The sequence below is a fragment of the Micromonospora sp. CPCC 205554 genome, assembly GCF_036902745.1.
Classification (GTDB): domain Bacteria; phylum Actinomycetota; class Actinomycetes; order Mycobacteriales; family Micromonosporaceae; genus Micromonospora; species Micromonospora tulbaghiae.
This window is the reverse complement of the sequence record NZ_JBAKHP010000002.1, coordinates 226,442-244,358: the sequence shown is the minus strand read 5'-3', so window position 1 is coordinate 244,358 and position 17,917 is coordinate 226,442. Positions and strand designations below refer to the sequence as shown.

The 17,917-nt window shown below is 70.2% G+C and carries 18 protein-coding genes and 1 pseudogene; 11 read left to right on the top strand and 8 right to left on the bottom strand.

Features of this window, described 5'->3' with window-relative positions:
- Positions 1-19: 19 nt before the first annotated feature.
- Positions 20-220 carry a DUF397 domain-containing protein gene (locus V6U82_RS04180; protein WP_334459293.1) on the bottom strand — a complete coding sequence of 67 codons (201 nt, stop codon included), beginning with the start codon at positions 218-220 and terminating at the stop codon, positions 20-22.
- Positions 207-956 (bottom strand): helix-turn-helix domain-containing protein, encoded by a 750-nt coding sequence (locus tag V6U82_RS04175; protein ID WP_334459667.1) that lies wholly within the window; start codon positions 954-956, stop codon positions 207-209. The genes V6U82_RS04180 and V6U82_RS04175 overlap by 14 nt, the downstream gene beginning before the upstream one ends.
- 452 nt (positions 957-1,408) lie before the next feature.
- Between V6U82_RS04175 and V6U82_RS04170 the strand changes: the two genes are divergently transcribed.
- The gene (locus V6U82_RS04170) at positions 1,409-1,702 is read left to right on the top strand and encodes a hypothetical protein (protein ID WP_334459291.1); all 294 of its coding nucleotides are present in this window, start codon (positions 1,409-1,411) and stop codon (positions 1,700-1,702) included.
- Entirely contained in the window at positions 1,702-1,950 is a 249-nt protein-coding gene (locus tag V6U82_RS04165) for a flavin reductase (RefSeq protein ID WP_334459288.1), read from the top strand. The genes V6U82_RS04170 and V6U82_RS04165 overlap by 1 nt, the downstream gene beginning before the upstream one ends.
- A 30-nt stretch (positions 1,951-1,980) precedes the next feature.
- Here V6U82_RS04165 and V6U82_RS04160 read toward each other — a convergent pair whose 3' ends face one another.
- Positions 1,981-3,153 (bottom strand): PQQ-dependent sugar dehydrogenase, encoded by a 1,173-nt coding sequence (locus V6U82_RS04160; protein WP_334459285.1) that lies wholly within the window; start codon positions 3,151-3,153, stop codon positions 1,981-1,983.
- 86 nt (positions 3,154-3,239) lie between these two features.
- Between V6U82_RS04160 and V6U82_RS04155 the strand changes: the two genes are divergently transcribed.
- The 5 genes from V6U82_RS04155 to V6U82_RS04135 all read left to right on the top strand — a co-directional run bounded on the left by V6U82_RS04155 (position 3,240) and on the right by V6U82_RS04135 (position 11,583).
- On the top strand, positions 3,240-4,604 hold the full coding sequence (locus tag V6U82_RS04155; RefSeq protein ID WP_334459284.1) for a glutamine synthetase family protein: 1,365 nt from the start codon (positions 3,240-3,242) through the stop codon (positions 4,602-4,604).
- A gap of 143 nt (positions 4,605-4,747) precedes the next feature.
- Positions 4,748-6,103 carry an aldehyde dehydrogenase family protein gene (locus V6U82_RS04150; RefSeq protein WP_334459282.1) on the top strand — a complete coding sequence of 452 codons (1,356 nt, stop codon included), beginning with the start codon at positions 4,748-4,750 and terminating at the stop codon, positions 6,101-6,103.
- Between the two features lie 5 nt (positions 6,104-6,108).
- Positions 6,109-6,876: a 3-oxoacyl-ACP reductase gene (locus V6U82_RS04145; RefSeq protein WP_121685892.1), complete on the top strand. Its 768-nt coding sequence runs from the start codon at positions 6,109-6,111 to the stop codon at positions 6,874-6,876.
- 55 nt (positions 6,877-6,931) lie between these two features.
- Positions 6,932-7,651 carry a gamma-glutamyl-gamma-aminobutyrate hydrolase family protein gene (locus tag V6U82_RS04140; RefSeq protein ID WP_334459280.1) on the top strand — a complete coding sequence of 240 codons (720 nt, stop codon included), beginning with the start codon at positions 6,932-6,934 and terminating at the stop codon, positions 7,649-7,651.
- Between the two features lie 203 nt (positions 7,652-7,854).
- Positions 7,855-11,583 (top strand): SpoIIE family protein phosphatase, encoded by a 3,729-nt coding sequence (locus tag V6U82_RS04135; protein ID WP_334459278.1) that lies wholly within the window; start codon positions 7,855-7,857, stop codon positions 11,581-11,583.
- Here V6U82_RS04135 and V6U82_RS04130 read toward each other — a convergent pair.
- Both V6U82_RS04130 and V6U82_RS04125 read right to left on the bottom strand, forming a co-directional pair.
- Complete coding sequence (locus V6U82_RS04130) at positions 11,547-12,116, bottom strand: GNAT family N-acetyltransferase (protein ID WP_121685886.1); 570 nt, start codon at positions 12,114-12,116, stop codon at positions 11,547-11,549. The two genes, V6U82_RS04135 and V6U82_RS04130, sit on opposite strands and share 37 nt — an antisense overlap.
- An 83-nt stretch (positions 12,117-12,199) precedes the next feature.
- Entirely contained in the window at positions 12,200-12,511 is a 312-nt protein-coding gene (locus V6U82_RS04125) for an STAS domain-containing protein (protein WP_435121067.1), read from the bottom strand.
- Positions 12,512-12,605: 94 nt separating this feature from the next.
- On the opposite strand from V6U82_RS04125, the gene map reads away from it, so the two are divergent.
- Together map and V6U82_RS04115 are read left to right on the top strand one after the other, a co-directional pair.
- On the top strand, positions 12,606-13,463 hold the full coding sequence (gene map, locus V6U82_RS04120; RefSeq protein ID WP_013284652.1) for a type I methionyl aminopeptidase: 858 nt from the start codon (positions 12,606-12,608) through the stop codon (positions 13,461-13,463).
- Entirely contained in the window at positions 13,460-14,173 is a 714-nt protein-coding gene (locus V6U82_RS04115; protein WP_128137856.1) for a VIT1/CCC1 transporter family protein, read from the top strand. The genes map and V6U82_RS04115 overlap by 4 nt, the downstream gene beginning before the upstream one ends.
- A gap of 20 nt (positions 14,174-14,193) precedes the next feature.
- Here V6U82_RS04115 and V6U82_RS04110 read toward each other — a convergent pair.
- Positions 14,194-14,415 (bottom strand): annotated as a pseudogene (locus V6U82_RS04110) (nucleotidyltransferase domain-containing protein); the annotation flags it as partial.
- A gap of 238 nt (positions 14,416-14,653) precedes the next feature.
- Between V6U82_RS04110 and V6U82_RS04105 the strand changes: the two are divergent.
- Both V6U82_RS04105 and V6U82_RS04100 read left to right on the top strand, forming a co-directional pair.
- Positions 14,654-14,968 carry a hypothetical protein gene (locus tag V6U82_RS04105; RefSeq protein ID WP_334459273.1) on the top strand — a complete coding sequence of 105 codons (315 nt, stop codon included), beginning with the start codon at positions 14,654-14,656 and terminating at the stop codon, positions 14,966-14,968.
- A 136-nt stretch (positions 14,969-15,104) separates the two neighbouring features.
- A complete protein-coding gene (locus tag V6U82_RS04100; RefSeq protein WP_334459272.1) occupies positions 15,105-16,277 on the top strand; it encodes a pentapeptide repeat-containing protein in 1,173 nt (390 codons plus the stop codon).
- 30 nt (positions 16,278-16,307) lie between these two features.
- On the opposite strand, the gene V6U82_RS04095 is transcribed toward V6U82_RS04100, so the two are convergent.
- A complete protein-coding gene (locus tag V6U82_RS04095; protein WP_334459665.1) occupies positions 16,308-16,532 on the bottom strand; it encodes a winged helix-turn-helix domain-containing protein in 225 nt (74 codons plus the stop codon).
- Between the two features lie 755 nt (positions 16,533-17,287).
- Complete coding sequence (locus tag V6U82_RS04090) at positions 17,288-17,755, bottom strand: nitroreductase family deazaflavin-dependent oxidoreductase (RefSeq protein WP_043325828.1); 468 nt, start codon at positions 17,753-17,755, stop codon at positions 17,288-17,290.
- Between the last annotated feature and the right edge of the window lie 162 nt (positions 17,756-17,917).

Below are 17,917 nucleotides of genomic sequence, written 5' to 3'. Positions count from 1 at the left end.
CTCGGCGACGGCTTGTCGGTCAGGTCGCAGGCCCGATCTGCTTGGCCAGTGCGATGAAGGACCGCCACGAGGACGGGGTGAGGTGGAGGGTGGCGCCGTCGCGGTCCTTGCTGTCGCGTACCAGCACCACTCCCGGCAGGTTGTCAGCCACCTCGACGCAGTCGCCACCGCTCGTGCCGCTGCGGGTGGACTTCTTCCAGATCGCGTTACTGAGGTCCATGCTGACTCTCCACTTCCTTTATCAGGGCGACCGAGAGGGTCTGCGGCAAGGCTACGCTGCGGACGCCTTCCCACCGTGCCAGGAGCGTCGCCATCGCATCCTCGCCATCGACGACCAGACCCGCAAGCTGGTTCTCCAGGTGCCCCACCCAGCCGCCTTCCGCCGAGTGGGCCAGCGCCAGCGGCCCGGAAAGGCCGACGTGATGACCGGCATCGGCTGGAATGACGTGTAGTTGGACGTGCGGGAGTTCGGCCATGTGCAGCAGGTGCGCGAGCTGCTCGGCCATGATGGCGTCACGGCGGCGGAGCGCTGACTCATCAGTCACTCCGATGACGAGCGGGGGACGGTCGCGAAGCAAGATCTCCTGCCGCTCCAATCGTGCAGCTACCTGCTTCTCCACTTCCTCGTGGGGTCTCGTGCTGTCGAAGCGCAGCACCATCCGGGCATAGTTCGCCGTCTGAAGCAGGCCAGGGATCAGGGACGGATTGAAATACCGAAGCTGACGGGCCGAGCGCTCGGCCTCCAGCCAGGGACGGAACCACGAAGGCTGGCTCTCCCGTTCGGCCATCTTCAGCAGCGTTGTCAGCAGGTCGCCGGTCTTCAGCGCCTCATCTGCTCGCGCAAGGAACACGCGATCCAGCGGACGGGCCCCAGTCTCCACTGCCGAGACCATGGACGCGGAGTAGTGCAGAAGCTTGCCGAACTCCTCCTGACTGAGACCGGCGGCGGAGCGCATCCGGCGGAGCTGCGATCGGATGAGATCGGCTGTCGGTTCCTCCACAGTTCCTCCACAGTCCGTGCGTGAACTTCATTCGACATCCGCCGGCCGGCCCGGTGCTTCACTGGTGCGCCGTGACCAGGCTCGATGCCTTCCGACCGTAGCGGTGTCCTCACCAGACTGTCACGCATGCGGATCCGCTCGTCGCAGGCGAGCACGGGCGGATTCCAGCCCGGGGCCGCCCGGTCCCGACGATGCCGGGCGGCCCCCTCCATGAACGAGGAGGCCGATGTGCGTGTCCGATGGTTCCGGTGCCGTACCCGGGAGCTGCCCACCCTGCCGAAGCGAGACCCCGGCAGCAACCTGCCGGCGTGGATGCGCGAGCCGACCCGGGTGTTTCCCACGGTTCGCCCGGGCAGCCCAGGTCGTCTGACACCGGCGCAGGAGTGGCGGGCGAACGGGGGCCGCTGGTGACGGCTCTGGTCGGTGTCCTCAGCGCCATCGGGCACGTCGGGTATCAGCCGGACTGGACATGCGAGCGCTGCCGGGAGCCGTGGCCGTGTCCCACTCTGCGTCGCATTCCCCGCGACCAGCTCGAACCGGCGGCGCTCATCCGGATGATGGCGTTCCTCGTCCGTGGGGCGATCCGGGATCTACGTGGCCGAGTCGAGGGGCCGGAACCGCCCGAGATCGTCCGGCGGTTCTTCTGGTTCCTTCCGCTCAGCGACGACGAGGCGCGTGCGATCGCCCGAAGGCTGCGGTGATGGGCCGTCGCGTGGTGCCGCACCTGCCTCTGCGGCCGCTGTGGCGGTGCCGCAACTGCGGCGCGGAGTGGCCCTGCCAACCGGCCCGTCTGTCGCTGCTCGTCGAGTACCGGGAGGACCGCACCGCGCTGCTGCTCTATCTCGGCGGCCTGATGGCCGAGGCACGGGAACAACTCGCCCAGCTGAATCCGGACCATGCTCCGGACCTGCACGGCCGCTTCCTGGCCTGGGCGCGGGTTCGTGGCTGACGCGGCGCGGGCTGTCCGCGTACCCCGGGGTCAGATCGTGGGGCGGCGGTGGGTGAGCGGGAAGCGGAGGATGCGGTCGTCGCCGGCCGCCGGGGTGCCGCGGCCGTCGCGGTTGCTGGTCGCCACCCACAGCGCGCCGTCCGGCGCCACCTCGACGGTACGCAGGCGGCCGTAGGTGCCGGCCAGCTCCGCCACCGGTACGCCCACGCGGCCGGCGGAATCGACGGGCACCGCCCAGAGCCGGGCGCCCCGCAGCGCGGCGACGTAGAGCGTGCCCCTGGTGAACGCGGCGCCGCTCGGGGACGCCTGCGCGGGCGGCCAGACGACGACCGGGTCACGGAACCGGGGGTCACCGGCGACGCCCTCGACGAGCGGCCAGCCGTAGTTGCCGCCGGGCACGATCCGGTTCACCTCGTCCCAGGTGCTCTGCCCGAACTCGGTGGCGAACAGCCGCCCCTGCCGGTCCCAGGCGAGGCCCTGCACGTTGCGGTGGCCGTAGGTGTAGACGAGCGAGCCGGGGAACGGGTTGCCGGCCGGCACGCCGCCGTCCGGGCGGATCCGCAGGATCTTGCCGTTGCGGCTGGTCAGGTCCTGCGCGCGGGCGGCCACCCCGGCGTCGCCGATCCCGGCGTAGAGCATGCCGTCGGGGCCGAACGCGATCCGGCCGCCGTCGTGCACGGCGCTGCGGGCGATGCCGCTCACCAACACCTGCGGCGCCTGGGACGAGCCGAGTCGGAACCGGACGATCCGGATGTCGGTCGCGGTGGTGTAGGCGGCGTAGACCCACCGGTCCCGGCGGTACCCGGGGGAGACCGCGAGCCCGAGCAGGCCCGCCTCGCCGCCCGCGGCCACGTCGGCGATCCGGGCCACCTGCCGGGCCGGGCGTCCCGGGCGTACGCGCAGGATCGTCCCCCGGTCCCGCTGCGCGACCAGGGCGCTGCCGTCGGGCAGGAAGTCCAGCCCCCACGGCGCCTCCAGCCCGGTCGTGACGACGCGGGGGCGGGTCAGGTCGTAGCCGGACCAGCCGGCGCGCCCGTCGAACCCGCGCAGGTCGAGCGCGACCGGGCGCGCGTCGGCGGGGACCGGCCGGTCCGGGCCGCCCGCGGGCCGCTCGCCGGTGGGCCGCTCGCCCGCGTGGGCGTCGGTCACGGCGAGCACGATCGCGAGGACGGCGGCGACGACAGCGACGGTACGACGGCGCATGTGTGCTCCTCGGTTTCGGGCCCGGCCCCGCCGGGGCATTGACGGTGATCCGGTTTGCCAGTAGACCTTGGTGATGGAGGCCCCTGATGAAGCAAACGCCGCTCTCGCTGGAACAGTTGCGGGTCGCCGTCACCGAGGGTGAGATCGACACGGTGGTGCTCGCCCTCACCGACATGCAGGGCCGACTGCAGGGCAAGCGGTTCCACGCGCCCTACTTCCTCGACCAGGTGGTCACGCACGGCAGCGAGGGCTGCAACTACCTGCTCGCCGTGGACGTCGACATGAACACCGTCGACGGGTACGCGATGTCGAGCTGGGAACGCGGCTACGGCGACTTCGCCATGCGCCCCGACCTGGACACGTTGCGCCGGATGCCCTGGCAGCCCGGGTCCGCGCTGCTGCTGGCCGACCTGGAGTGGCTGGACGGCTCCGGCCCGGTGGTCGCCTCACCCCGGCAGATCCTCCGCAAGCAGCTCGACCGGCTGGCCGCGCACGGGCTGACCGCGTACGCCGGCACCGAACTGGAGTTCGTGCTCTACCGCGACTCGTACGAGGAGGCGTGGCGGCGCGGCTACCGCGACCTGACCCCGGCCAACCAGTACAACGTGGACTACTCGCTGCTCGGCACCGCCCGGGTCGAGCCGCTGCTGCGCCGCATCCGCACCGAGATGGCCGGCGCCGGGCTCACCCCGGAGAGCGCGAAGGGCGAGTGCAACCTCGGCCAGCACGAGATCGCCTTCCGGTACGACGAGGCGGTGCGCTGCGCCGACCACCACGTCATCTACAAGAACGGGGCCAAGGAGATCGCCGCCCAGGAGGGCATGTCGATCACGTTCATGGCCAAGCCGAACGAGCGGGAGGGCAACTCCTGCCACATCCACTTCTCGCTGCGCGACGCCTCCGGCTCGTCGGCGATGCTGGGGGATGGGCCGGCGCACCTGAGTGTCACCGGGCAGCGGGTGCTGGCCGGGCTGCTCGCCACGATGCGCGAGTTCAGCCTGTTCTTCGCGCCGAACATCAACTCCTACAAGCGCTACCAGCCCGGCTCGTTCGCGCCGACCGCGTTGCGCTGGGGCACCGACAACCGCACCTGTGCGCTGCGGCTGGTCGGCCACGGGCAGGGGATGCGGGTGGAGAACCGGGTGCCGGGGGCCGACGTCAACCCGTACCTGGCGATCGCCGCGCTGGTGGCCGGGGCGGTGCACGGCATCGAGAACGAGCTGGAGCTGGCGGACGAGTGCACCGGCAACGCGTACGACGACCCGGACGCCGAGCGGGTGCCCACGACGCTGCGTGACGCGCTGGACCTGTGGCAGCGCTCGGAGGTGGCCCGGGAGGCGTTCGGCGACGAGGTGGCCGCCCACTACGCCAACCAGGCGAAGGTCGAGCTGAGCGCCTTCGACGCCGCGGTGACGGACTGGGAGCTGACCCGTGGCTTCGAACGCCTCTGACCCCGCCGCCGCCCCCGCCCTCGTGCCCGCCCTCGCGCCCCGCCGGCGACGCCGATCTTGCACTTGCGGCCCTCGGTTCGGGCGTGATGCGGCTTTCGCCGGGGCAGCAACCGCAAGATCGCCGGAGTGGGGGAGGGGGACGCGTGGGTGAGGTGATCTCGCCTGTCGACGGGGCGGGGATCGGGGTCGTGCCGGGGTGTTCCGTTGAGGACGTGGATGCCGCCGTCTCGCGGGCTTCCGCGGCGTTCGAGTCGTGGCGTCGGGTGGCGCCGGGGGATCGGGCGCGGCTGCTGCGGCGGTTCGCGGCCGAGGTCGACGCGCACCTGGAGGAGCTGGCCCGGCTGGAGGTGCGCAACGCCGGGCACACCATCGGCAACGCGCGCTGGGAGGCGGGCAACGTCCGCGACGTGCTCGACTACTACGCGGGCGCGCCGGAACGGCTGACCGGCCACCAGATCCCGGTGCCCGGAGGGCTCGACGTCACGTTCCACGAACCACTCGGCGTGGTCGGCGTGATCGTGCCCTGGAACTTCCCGATGCCGATCGCCGGCTGGGGATTCGCCCCGGCGCTCGCGGCCGGCAACACGGTGGTGCTCAAGCCGGCCGAGCTGACCCCGCTGACGGCGCTGCGCCTGGCCGAACTGGCCCGCGACGCCGGCCTGCCCGACGGCGTGTTCACCGTGCTGCCCGGCCGGGGCAGCGTGGTCGGCGAGCGGTTCGTCACCCACCCGGCGGTCCGCAAGATCTGTTTCACCGGCTCGACCGAGGTCGGCACCCGGATCATGGCCGGCTGCGCGGCCCAGGTGAAGCGGGTGACGCTGGAGCTGGGCGGCAAGTCCGCCAACATCGTCTTCGCCGACGCGGACCTGGAGAAGGCGGCGGCCACCGCGCCGTACGCGGTCTTCGACAACGCCGGCCAGGACTGCTGCGCCCGCTCCCGGATCCTGGTCCAGCGCCAGGTGTACGACAGGTTCCTGGAACTGCTCGAACCGGCCGTGCGGGGGTTCCGGGTGGAGGACCCGGCCCGGGAGAGCGCCGAGATGGGACCGCTGATCTCCGCCGCGCACCGGGACCGGGTCGCCGGGTACGTCGACGGCGCGGACGTCGCCTTCACCGGCTCCTGCCCCGACGGCCCCGGCTTCTGGTACGCCCCGACGGTGCTGCTCGCCGGCTCCCCGGCGGACCGGCACTGGCGGGAGGAGGTCTTCGGCCCGGTCGTCTCGGTGCTGCCGTTCGACGACGAGGCGGACGCGATCCGGCTCGCCAACGACACCGAGTACGGGCTCTCCGGCTCGATCTGGACCCGGGACGTCGGGCGCGCGGTGCGGGTGGCCCGGGCTGTCGACTCGGGCAACCTCAGCGTCAACTCGCACTCCTCGGTGCGCTACTGGACCCCGTTCGGCGGGATGAAACGCTCCGGCCTGGGCCGGGAGCTGGGTCCGGACGCGCTGCACGCCTTCACCGACGTCAAGAACGTGTTCATCGGCACCGAGGAGTGATCACAGTGCAGGGACGGCTTTCCGACCGCGTGGCGGTGGTGACCGGCGCGGGCAGCGGCATCGGGCTGGCCACCGTACGCCGATTCGCCGCCGAGGGCGCCCGGGTGGTGTGCGTGGACATCGACGCCGACGCCGGCACCCGGGCCGCGCAGGAGGTGGGCGGCGAGTTCGTGGCCGCCGACGTGGCCGACGAGACGGCGGTCCGCGACCTGTTCGACGGCGTGGTGCAGCGACACGGACGGGTGGACGTGTCGTTCCACAACGCGGGCATCTCGCCGCCGGACGACGACTCCATCCTGGAGACCGGGCTGGACGCCTGGGAGCGGGTGCTGCGGGTGAACACCACGAGCGTCTACCTGTGCTGCAAGTACGTCATCCCGCACATGCGCCGGCAGGGCAAGGGCTCGATCATCAACACCGCGTCGTTCGTGGCGCTGATGGGCGCGGCCACCTCGCAGATCGCGTACACGGCGAGCAAGGGCGGGGTGCTGGCGATGACCCGGGAGCTGGGCGTGCAGTTCGCCCGCGAGGGCATCCGGGTGAACGCGCTGTGCCCCGGGCCGGTGGCCACGCCGCTGCTGCTGGAGCTGTTCGCCAAGGACCCCGAGCGGGCCGCCCGGCGGCTGGTGCACGTGCCGATGGGCCGGTTCGGCGACCCTGCCGAGATCGCCGCCGCGGTGGCGTTCCTCGCCAGCGACGACGCCTCGTTCATGACCGCCGCGCAGTTCGTCGTCGACGGCGGCATCACCGGCGCGTACGTCACGCCACTGTGAGCGCGAGGAGTGAGCCGGTCTTGCGAGCCCCGCAGTCGCGAACCAGCCCGGCACTGTGAGCGGGCGACGGCCGGTCATCGGCATCACCGCGTACGTCGAGCCGGCCGGCTGGGCGGTGTGGCGGGACGTCCCGGCGACGCTCGTGCCGCACGCGTACGTCCGGTCGGTCACCGCGGCGGGCGGCCGGGCCGTGGTGCTGCCCCCCGACGACGCCGACGCCGACGTGCTGGGGCTGCTGGACGGGCTGCTGCTCGCCGGCGGCGCGGACGTCGGCCCGGAGCGGTACGGCGAGCCGTCGGACCCGCGTACCGAGAGCCGGCCGGACCGCGACGCCGGGGAAGTGACCCTGCTGACCGCCGCGCTCGCCGCCGACCTGCCGGTGCTGGGCGTGTGCCGGGGGATGCAGTTGCTCGCGGTGGCGTACGGCGGCCTGCTGCACCAGCACCTGCCGGACGTGGTCGGGCACGACGGGCACCGGCCCGCGCCGGGCGTGTACGGGTCGCATCCGGTGCGCTTCGCCCCGGGCAGCCGGACCGGGCGGGTGATGGCCGGGGTGGACCGGGTCAACTCGTACCACCATCAGGCGGTGGCCGACCCCGGCGGCCTGGCGGTGACCGGCTGGGCCGACGACGGGGTGATCGAGGCGGTGGAGGACCCGGCGCGGCGCTTCGTGCTCGGCGTGCAGTGGCACCCGGAGAACGAGGCCGACCCGCGGCCGGTCGCCGCCCTGGTCCGGGCCGCGGTGTCGGGCAGATCACAGACCCGCGTTTCGTAGGTCAGGACAGCCGAATCGGCGGTCCGGTGAGCCGTCGACGACCGCCCGAGTCGCCCCGGCCCGCCGGTTACGCCAGGATGAGGCGGAGGTAAGCAGCGTCCGACGTTGCGAGTGCGTTACGTTGCTCCTCCGTCGGGGTAGTAGGCGGGGACGGCCGGCGCAGCAGCGCCGACCGTCTGATCATGGCCGGAGCGGGAGGCTGCATGAGCTCGGCCCTGGGGGGCGGGGACGACGATCGTTCGTCCCCGGCGGCCGGCGACGCGTCACTACCGCCGCTGCTCGCCGCGGCCTTCGCCGCCGGCGGTGAGATGGGCGAGCGGCTGCGCGGCTTCGACTGGTCCACCACCGTCCTCGGCAGCCCGGACCGCTGGCCCGCCGCGTTCTCCCACGCGCTCAGCACCATGCTGTCGTCCCGGGCACAGATGGTGGTCTTCTGGGGCGAGGACCACCTCGCCTTCTACAACGACGCCTACCGGCCGACCATCGGCGACAAGCACCCGGCCGTGATCGGGCAGCCCGCCCGGCGGCACTGGGCGGAGACCTGGGACGTGCTCGGCCCGCTGCTCGACGGGGTACGCCGCACCGGCGTGCCCTACCGGGGCGAGAACCACCCCTTCGTGCTCAACCGGCACGGTTTCCTGGAGGACGTCTACTTCGACGTCTCGTACGACCCGATCCGTGGTGCCGACGGCAGCGTCGGTGGCCTGTTCTGCTTCGTCAACGAGACCACCGGCCGGGTGCTCGGCGAGCGCCGGCTCCGCGCCCTCGCCGAGCTGGGCAACGAGCTGGGCGACGTGCCGGGCCTGCTCGAACTGGGCCGGGCCGTCACCCGGGTGCTCGACGCCCACCGCGCCGACGTGCCGTTCAGCGCGCTGTGGTTCCAGGGTGAGGGCGGGTCGCCGGTGCCGGCCGGTTGTTCAGGCGTGGACCCGGCCGTCGTCGCCGGTCCGCCGCCCGGGCTGGCCGCCGACGGGCCGCTCACCGAGCCGCGCTGGATCGCCACCGCCGACCTGCCGGGCGCGGTGCCGCCGGACGCCGCCGACCAGGCGCTCCTGCTGCCGCTGACCGCCACCAACGAGCCGGCCGGCGTGCTGCTGCTCGGCGTGTCCCGACGGCTGCCGTTCACCGACGACTACCGCGACTTCGTCGACCTGGTCGCCGCGCAGGTCTCCCGGGCCGTCGGCAAGCAGCGGGCGTACGAGCAGGAACGCGCCCGCGCCGCCGAGCTGGCCGCGCTGGATCGCGCCAAGACCAACTTCTTCGCCAACGTCAGCCACGAGTTCCGCACCCCGCTCACGCTGGTCCTCGGGCCGCTGGAGGAACTGCTCGCCGACCGGGAGCTGCCCGAGCGCTACCTCGACCGGCTCACCGTCATGCACCGCAACGGGCTGCGCCTGCTCAAGCTGGTCAACACGGTCCTCGACTTCTCCCGGCTGGAGTCCGGCCGGCTGGCCGCCCGCTACCAGCCCACCGACCTGTCCGACTACACCTCGCGGCTGGCCAGCACGTTCCGCTCGGCCACCGAGCGGGCCGGCCTGCGCCTGGTGGTGGACTGCCCGCCGCTGCCCGCGCCGGTCTACGTCGACCGGGACATGTGGGAGAAGATCGTCCTCAACCTGGTGTCGAACGCGGTCAAGTTCACCTTCGACGGCGAGATCCGGGTCCGGATGCGTGCCGCCGACGGCACCGCCGTGCTGGAGGTCACCGACACCGGCGTCGGCATCGCCCCGGAGGAACTGCCGCAGGTCTTCGAGCGGTTCCACCGGGTGGCCGGCGCCCGATCTCGTACCCACGAGGGCACCGGCATCGGGCTCGCCCTGGTCCGCGAGCTGGTCGAGATGCACGGCGGCACGGTGACCGCGCACAGCGTCGTCGACCGGGGCACCACGTTCACGGTGACCATGCCCTTCGGGTACGCGCACCTGCCCGCCGACCGGGTGTCCGCCCTCACCCCGATGTCGCCGGGTGAGCCGGCGCAGGCCCGCCTGTACGTGGCCGAGACGGCGCTCTGGACCGACGAGGTGGCCCGGCCCACCGGACTGCCCGAGGCGTCCGGCGCACCGGGTGGGTCCGGCCGGATCCTGTTCGCCGACGACAACCCCGACCTGCGCGAGCACGTCGTCCGGCTGCTCTCCCCGGCGTACGAGGTGGTGGCCGTGCCGGACGGCGCGGAGGCGCTGCGGCTGGCCGTCCAGACCCCGTTCGACCTGGTGCTGACCGACGTGATGATGCCCCGGCTGGACGGCTTCGGGCTGGTCACCGCGTTGCGTGCCGACCCGGCCACCCGGCACGTGCCGATCGTGCTGCTCTCCGCGCGGGCCGGGGCCGCCGAGGAGGTCGCCGGTCTGTCCACCGGTGCCGACGACTATCTGACCAAGCCCTTCTCCAGCCAGGAACTGGTGGCCCGGGTCCGGGCCAACGTCGAACTGGGCCAGTTGCGCGGGCAGATCATCCGCCGCCTGCGGGCGCTCGCCGACGCCGCCGTGGAGATCAACACCGCCCGGTCCACCGCCGAGGTGGTCCGGGTGGCCGCCCGGCACGCGCTGCGCCTGGCCGAGGCCGGACGCGTCCGGGTGACCGCCACCGGGGCCCGCCACGAGGAGGACGCCGGCGGCGACCTGCCCGCCGAGCCGACAGTGGTGCTGCCGCTCACCGGCACCTCCGGCGAGCAGCTCGGCGAGCTGCGGGTGTGGCGCCGGGAGGGTGGCGGCACCGAGGAGGCGGCGCTCACCGAACTGGCCCGGCTGATCGGCGTTCGGCTGGAGAACGCCCAGCTCTACGAGGCCGAGCACCACATCGCCACCACGCTCCAGCACAGCCTGCTGCCGCGTACGCTGCCGCAGTTGCCCGGCGCGGTGGTGGCCAGCCGCTACCTGCCCGGCAGCGCCGACGTGGAGGTCGGCGGCGACTGGTACGACGTGATGGCCACCGCCGACGACGACCTGGTGCTGGTCATCGGCGACGTGGTGGGCAAGGGCGTGCGGGCCGCCGCGGCGATGGGCCAGCTCCGCAACGCGCTGCGGGCGTACGTCCTCGAGGGCTACGACCCGGGCGAGGCGCTGACCCGGCTCAACCGGCTGGTCCACTCCGCCGGCAGCGGCTCCTTCGCCACAGTGGTCTGCCTCGGCTTCTCCCCGCGCACCGGCCGCATCCGGTACGCCAGCGCGGGCCACCCCTCACCCCTGCTGATCCGAGGAGACGACGTGGCGTTCCTGCACGATCGGGCCCTCGGACCGCCGATCGGGGCCATTCCCGGCGCCGTCTACCCGGCTGCCGAGGGCGAACTCGCCCCGGGCAACCGGCTCCTGCTCTACACCGACGGCCTGATCGAGGACCGGTCCGCGGGGATCGACGCCGGGCTGGGCCAGTTGCGGGCGGACGCGAGGGCGCGCGCCGGGCACGTGGCGGACCTGGTCGACGCCGTCATGGCGCGGGTCGCCGAGCGGTCCCGGCACGACGACGCGGCGGTGCTCGCGCTGGAGGCGACCGAGCTGAACCGGTTCGCGCTGCGCCTGCCCGCCGACCCGACCCGGCTCAGCGTGCTGCGTAAGCGGCTGGAGGACTTCCTCGTCGCCCACCAGGTCGGCGAGACCGACCTGTTCGACCTGACGGTGGCGGTGTCGGAGGCGGCGGCGAACGCGATCGAGCATCCGATCGACCCGGTCGATCCGACGATCGAGGTCGAGGTGACCATCGCCGACCGTACGGTCACCGCGACCATCAGGGACAGCGGGCGCTGGCGGGAGTCGAGCGGGTCCAGCTTCCGGGGACGCGGGCTGGCGCTGATCCAGGCGCTGGGGGAGATGAACGTGACGCGTACCGAGACGGGCACCGAGCTGACGCTGCGCCGCCGCCTGACCGACTGGGCCCCGACCGAGGGTGCCGAGTCATCCGGTCACAGCGGTGACGGGTCGTCGCGCAGCCGGCTGTAGAGCCACCCGTCACGCCAGGCACCGGCCCGGAACTCGCAGGACCGCAAGACACCCTCCAACTGGAAACCGGCTTTCTCCAGCGACCGCTGCTCGGCGGCGTTCTCGGGATGAGTGCCGGCCTGAATGCGCTGCGCCGGGGTGTGGCTGAACAGGTAATCGCAGAGCAGCGCCTGTGCTCGCCAGCCGAGACCCCGGCCGCGCCACTCGGGCAGCAGCACGATGCCGATCTCCCAGTACGGTGCCCGCCCACCGCTCTCGCGCTGCAGGTAGCTGAGGAAGCCCACCGGTACGTCCGGGGGCTCGACCTGGACGATCAGGCCGCCGACCTTCTCGCCGAGATAGCCGTCCTCGGCGAAGCGGCGGGCCGGCGCGGCGGCGTCCTGGAAGCCGGCCCAGTCCAGCCCTACCAGACCGGGTTCGACCGCGAACCGGCGCAACATCGCGAGATCGTCCTCGGTCACCGGTCGCAGTCGTACGGTCGACCCGGGCGCCTCGTGCACGACGCCGGCCATCGACGGATGGAAGCTGTCCATCCCCGCACCGTAGTGACGGGCCGGGCCGTTCGCTGTCCCGTGTCAACGGCGTTCACGCTGGGAGCAGCGCTCCGGTGGCGACCCTAGCCGGCGAGCCAGTCCTGGTCGCCCAGGCCGGAGATGTCCAGCACGCGCCGGACCTGCGGGGACGGCAGCACGGTGAGCGCGTCCGGGAACCGCTGGGCGAGCCGGACCACCGCGTGGATGGCGGCCGAGTCGAAGAAGGTGACCGCCCGCAGGTCGAGCGTCAGCCGCTTGGCGGGCTCGCGGAGCGCGGTCTGGAACATGGTGTCGGCGGTCGCCATGTCGACCTCGCCGGTCACCTGGACGCGCACCTGGTCGACGTCGACCTGCGCCGTCACGGAGAAGACGGGCGCCGCGTCCCCTTGATCCACGGAGCAACAATGGCACAGCGTTTGCGGCACGGCAACAACCTGCCCGGCGGGCCTGTGGCGGGGGGCACACCGGCCCCGGCGATAGGCTTGCGCCATGACCGTCCGTGCGCCGCTGACCCCCGGCACGCTCTCCCCGTGGCGAGCGGTTCCCGCCCACATCCCGCGCCCGGAGTACGTGGGTAAGAAGCGTCCCCAGGAGTGGCGCGGCTCGCACGTGCAGACGCCGGAGACCATCGAGAAGATGCGCGTGGCGGGGCGTCTCGCCGCCCAGGCCACCCAGCTCGCCGGTGAGCACTGCAAGCCGGGCGTGACCACCGACGAGATCGACAAGGTGGTGCACGAGTTCCTCTGCGACCACGGCGCCTACCCGTCGACGCTCGGCTACCGGGGCTTTCCGAAGTCGTGCTGCACCAGCCTCAACGAGGTGATCTGCCACGGCATCCCCGACACCACGGTGCTCCAGGACGGCGACATCATCAACGTCGACGTCACCGCGTACCTGAACGGCGTGCACGGCGACACCGACGCCACGTTCTGCGTGGGCGAGGTGAGCGAGGAGGCCCGCCTGCTGGTCGAGCGGACCCACACGGCGATGATGCGCGGCATCAAGGCGATCGCCCCGGGGCGCCAGATCAACGTCATCGGCCGGGTGATCGAGTCCTACGCGAAGCGCTTCGGCTACGGCGTGGTCCGCGACTTCACCGGGCACGGCATCGGCGAGGCGTTCCACAGTGGCCTCTACGTGCCGCACTACGACAGCCCGCGCCCCACCGACGTGATGGAGCCCGGCATGACGTTCACCGTCGAGCCGATGATCACGCTCGGCACCTACCAGTACGACATGTGGGACGACGGCTGGACCGTGGTCACCAAGGACCGCAGGTGGACGGCCCAGTTCGAGCACACCATCGTCGTGACCGACGACGGCTACGAGATCCTGACGCTGCCGTGACCGACACCCCGGCGGCGCTGCGCGAGGCGCACCACGCGGACGTCTCCGGCGGCTGGCTGCGTCCGGCCGTCTTCGGCGCGATGGACGGTCTGGTCACCAACATCGCGCTGATCGCCGGCGTGGGCGGCGGCGGGGTGTCCCCGCGCAGCGTGGTGCTGACCGGCACGGCCGGCCTGGTGGCCGGCGCCATCTCGATGGGCCTCGGCGAGTACACGAGCGTCCGGTCCGCGAACGAGCAGGTCGCCGCCGAGGTGGCCAAGGAGCGGCGCGAGCTGGAACGCCACCCGGAGGCCGAGGCCCGGGAACTGGCCGACGCGTGGGTCGCCCGTGGACTGCCCCGCGAGCTGGCGACGCAGGTCGCCGAGGCGGTACGCGCCAACCCCGAGGAGGCGCTGCGGGTGCACGTACGGGAGGAACTGGGCGTCGACCCCGACGACCAGCCCAGCCCGTGGGCCGCCGCGATCTCGTCGTTCGTCTGCTTCTCCGTCGGCGCCCTGGTGCCGCTGCTGCCGTACCTGCTCGGCTTCACCAGCCTCTGGCTGGCGCTCGCCGTCGGCGGCGTGGGGTTGTTCGTGGCCGGCGCGGTCGTGGCCCGGTTCACCAACCGCGCCTGGTGGCGCAGCGGCCTGCGGCAGTTGCTGCTCGGCGCGCTGGCGGCCGGCGCCACCTACCTGATCGGTGCGCTGATCGGCGTCGGCGGCATCGGCTGACGCTGAGCCGTCCGCGACCGTCAGCCGGACAGCAGGTCGTCGATGGTGCCGTCGACCGGGCGGCCCCGGGCGGCCAGCTCCTCCGCCTGGCGGCTCAGCGCCGCGCCCACCTCGGTCATGTCGGCCCCGGCCAGCCCGGTACGCCGTACCGCGTCGCCGGGGTCGCGGAAGTAGGTGCGGCTGAACAGGCCCTGCACTGTCGCGGCGGCCAGCCGCGCCTCGCCGAGCATGAGCAGCGCCTGCAAATACGGACCACTTCCTTTCCGTGGCCGACCATCGGCGCGAATTGGCGACGAGATCATTCGGTTCTATGTATTTCCGGCGGATGGCGAGAAGACGTAGCCGACAATCAGCGAATTCCGCAAGGTGAACATTGTAGTAATGGCGTCCAAACCTTAATTGAGTAAGCATGACCACGGAGTCGCTGTGGGGTGATCCTCATTCCGCAGCACCCTTGATGGAGATTCCCAAGGAGGAACAATGGGCAAGTTGCTACGCAAGTTCCGTCAGTTCGCCGTGTACACCGACGGCAAGATTGAATGGGGTAATGGGAGTTCACTAGACACCAGCCTATACCGCTCTAGTGCAGACTCCCTCAGAACCGATGACGCCTTCACGGTTGGCATGCAACTCAACGCTTTTGGCCGAGTCTTCATCGCCAATCCCACGGCACCGGCTACGCCAACCGGTGGAGGTGTGCTGTACGTCGAAGGCGGTGCACTCACGTACAAGGGAAGCTCGGGGACGGTTACCTCGTTTGGCAACGCATTGACGACTTCGCGACAGGACTTTTAGCTAGACCGAAGTTGCGTGCTTGCGAGATAATGCGAGCATGCTCAAACGGCTTTGGCGGAAAGTTCGGTTACGCCTTATCGCAATGCTTGCTTGGTTCAAGCGCCGAGTTTCTAGCATGAGATCGAAGCAGAGGCGCGTGAAGGTGGCGAAGCCACGGACGTATAGGCCGATCCACCTCGCTACCCTCATGACCCTTACGGTCATCGCTGTTGCGATCACCGCAATAGCGGCATGGCTTATGTGGGATGCGGCAAAGGTTCCGGCGAAGCTGATAACTTCGCCGGACCTTGCTGTTCGGGCAGCACAACTTCGCGTAGACGTCATCCGTAACATCCTCGCCGTTGGTGCTGGCACCGGCGGCTTGATTGCCTTGTTCTTGGCTTTGCGTCGTCAGTACGTTAAGGAGCGTGTCGATTACGACGACCAGGCCCATAAGAACCGTACCGCGGAAGATTCAAGGCATGATGCCGCCGAAAGGCGGATTACAGAGCTTTATGTTAAAGCGGCCGAACAGCTGGGATCAGAAAAGGCGCCGGTTCGTATGGCAGCGCTTTATTCTCTTGAAAGGTTGGCTCAAGACAATCCTGGGCACAGGGGAACAGTCATGAGCCTTATTTGCTCCTATCTGCGAATGCCGGTCGGTGAGCCGTATAGCGTTCAGAAACTTATCTCTGACGCCTCGGCTGGAACTGTGGATTACTCCAGAGATTCCGTCATCCTGGAGGATCTAGAAGTGCGAAAGGCTGCGCAAGACTTAATCAATAAGCACCTCTGGTGCTTTTTTCTTCCCGATGGGAGGACTGCCCACGGCGAGGACTATTGGGGTGCGCTCGATCTCAACCTTCGGGGTGCCATCTTAATTGACTGGAACCTTGCGAGTTGCAAACCTGGCAATCTCAACATCGAGGGAGCGCGCTTCATCGGAAATGCCGATTTCTCCGAGTCTTTTGTAGACGGCTCAATTGCGGCCACGGGTGCTTTTTTCATGGCGCGTCTGGACTTCACGGGGGTGCGTGCCGATGGCATGATTAACTTCCGCAACGCCGAGTTCTGCGAAGACGTCGATTTCACGAAGGCATCGTTTTCTCGCGTAGGTGTCTTCTTGGGCGCAGTCTTCCGGCAGCGCGCTACGTTTCTTGACGTGTCAGACGACAAACTCTTGCTCTCCGAATCGTTTGCTAACGCCAACCCGAAGCGGCCGCATGTGTGGCCGAAGGGATTTCGACTCGTTCCAACCGACAAGGCTGGTATCGGAGTCGTGAAGACGCTAGGCCAGATGGAGAAGGACAGGAATTCCGTGTCCGACTAACAAGCTACTCGGCCTTTCCAGGTATGGCCTTTACTCAGATCCAGCTACGTAGACACCCTTGCCGGGTTGTCCGACAACTACGCCACGATCTTTGAGAATGGTGGTTACCCGGTTGATCGTGGAGATATGAACGCCGTAGGACTCGGCTAGCTCACGGGTAGACGGCAGCTTTGCGCCAGGAGCAAGCTCCCCAGATTTGATCTTCTCCGTGATGTCGTTCGCGATGCGCCGGTAGTCCACTCTCTCCGTGGGCATGAGTTGATCTCCGCTGGTTCCCTGGTTTCGGCAGGCCAATTTGATCACGGCCGAACCTGTTCCAGCAAGTTTCATGATCTCCGGAGCGTGGTGGGTTGCCTACTCCTACAAGTTGGAATAGGTTGCTGGCTGAGTCGGTTCCCTGGTTTCGGCAAACTCCTGGGTTCCGGCTGAAAGCCCACCTGGGGGAGCACGACGCATGGACTCTGCCCCCCAGGTGGGGTCTATTCGTGCTTCGCCGGGGAGGGTTGCCCGCCATGCCAATCGATGAGCCAGTCTCCACAGCCCGGGAAGTCTTCGAAGCTCATCGCATTCTCGAAGTTCACTGGACTCCGTCACCGGACCGGCCATGGCAAGCGGGAGCATGCCTACAGTGCCGAGACTGGTTCTCCTGTGCTCAGCTCGATTGGGCCTTGGAGCGCTACGCACACTATGCGTCGATCTTGTTTCAGAAGCGCTGAGCTGCGAACTTCTAGGTTCGTGACTGTCTCTGCCCCTAGGTGCGCCGCTCTGCCCCGCAGGGGTGTTTCGGGCTGATCTTCTTAGCGAGGCTGCTGCTGGCTCGTCAGGTGGTCACCAGGGTTGTGCTCCTGCAAGGTTCGATCCGCCGTCCAACTGGCGAGTCTTAGGAGAGCCCAGGTTGGGGGGTCCACCTCCGTCCGACAGGTCGCCTGCGGCAACCCTAGCCAGATCGGGCCGGACCGCCCCGGCGACGCGGATGTCGGATTGTGCGCGGCTGCGGCCGGCGAGGACGCTCAGGCGTTCGGGACCAGCCGGAACACGCGGATCTCGCGGTTACCGGCGCGCTCGACGTACGTGCGGTACGCGGGCCACTCCTGCACCAGCCGCTGGAACAGCCGTTCCCGTTCCTCGCCGGTGACCTGCTCGGCGGTGACCGGGATCCGGCGTCCCTTGACGTCCACCTCGGCGGCCGGATTAGCCATCAGGTTGAACGTCCAGGACGGCTGGTGCTGCTGCCCCCAGTTCGAGCCGATCACCACGTAGGCGTCGCCGTCCGGGACGTACACCAGGGGGTTGCTGCGGGGCTTGCCGGAGCGGCGGCCGGTGGAGGTGAGCACCAGCGTGGGCACGAGCCCGAAGGCGACCACTCGGCCCTTCGTCATCCGGCCGACCAGCCGGTCGGCCGGGACGAGCAGGCGCATGGTGGCGCCGAACCAACGCTGGTGACCGAGACGGCGGGTGAGGGTTCCCAGGGCTGACATCCGACAAGTGTGCCGCCCACACCGCGCCCCGTCACCCCCTCGGACGGTCAGTCCGCCCCAAGGTCGACTCCATGTCCCCGAAGTGGTGGCATCCACCCCGCCGCGATGCCGCCACTCCGGCGACATGGTGTCGATCATGACCAGGTGGCCCGGGCGGCCGGC

Bases quoted from the DNA above. Each gene is read 5' to 3' on its own strand.
- V6U82_RS04180 (WP_334459293.1), bottom strand. From the start codon at position 220: ATGGACCTCAGTAACGCGATCTGGAAGAAGTCCACCCGCAGCGGCACG.
- V6U82_RS04175 (WP_334459667.1), bottom strand. From the start codon at position 956: ATGCGCTCCGCCGCCGGTCTCAGTCAGGAGGAGTTCGGCAAGCTTCTG.
- V6U82_RS04165 (WP_334459288.1), top strand. From the start codon at position 1,702: ATGGGCCGTCGCGTGGTGCCGCACCTGCCTCTGCGGCCGCTGTGGCGG.
- V6U82_RS04160 (WP_334459285.1), bottom strand. From the start codon at position 3,153: ATGCGCCGTCGTACCGTCGCTGTCGTCGCCGCCGTCCTCGCGATCGTG.
- V6U82_RS04155 (WP_334459284.1), top strand. From the start codon at position 3,240: ATGAAGCAAACGCCGCTCTCGCTGGAACAGTTGCGGGTCGCCGTCACC.
- V6U82_RS04135 (WP_334459278.1), top strand. From the start codon at position 7,855: ATGAGCTCGGCCCTGGGGGGCGGGGACGACGATCGTTCGTCCCCGGCG.
- V6U82_RS04130 (WP_121685886.1), bottom strand. From the start codon at position 12,116: ATGGACAGCTTCCATCCGTCGATGGCCGGCGTCGTGCACGAGGCGCCC.
- map (WP_013284652.1), top strand. From the start codon at position 12,606: ATGACCGTCCGTGCGCCGCTGACCCCCGGCACGCTCTCCCCGTGGCGA.
- V6U82_RS04105 (WP_334459273.1), top strand. From the start codon at position 14,654: ATGGGCAAGTTGCTACGCAAGTTCCGTCAGTTCGCCGTGTACACCGAC.
- V6U82_RS04095 (WP_334459665.1), bottom strand. From the start codon at position 16,532: ATGCCCACGGAGAGAGTGGACTACCGGCGCATCGCGAACGACATCACG.
- V6U82_RS04090 (WP_043325828.1), bottom strand. From the start codon at position 17,755: ATGTCAGCCCTGGGAACCCTCACCCGCCGTCTCGGTCACCAGCGTTGG.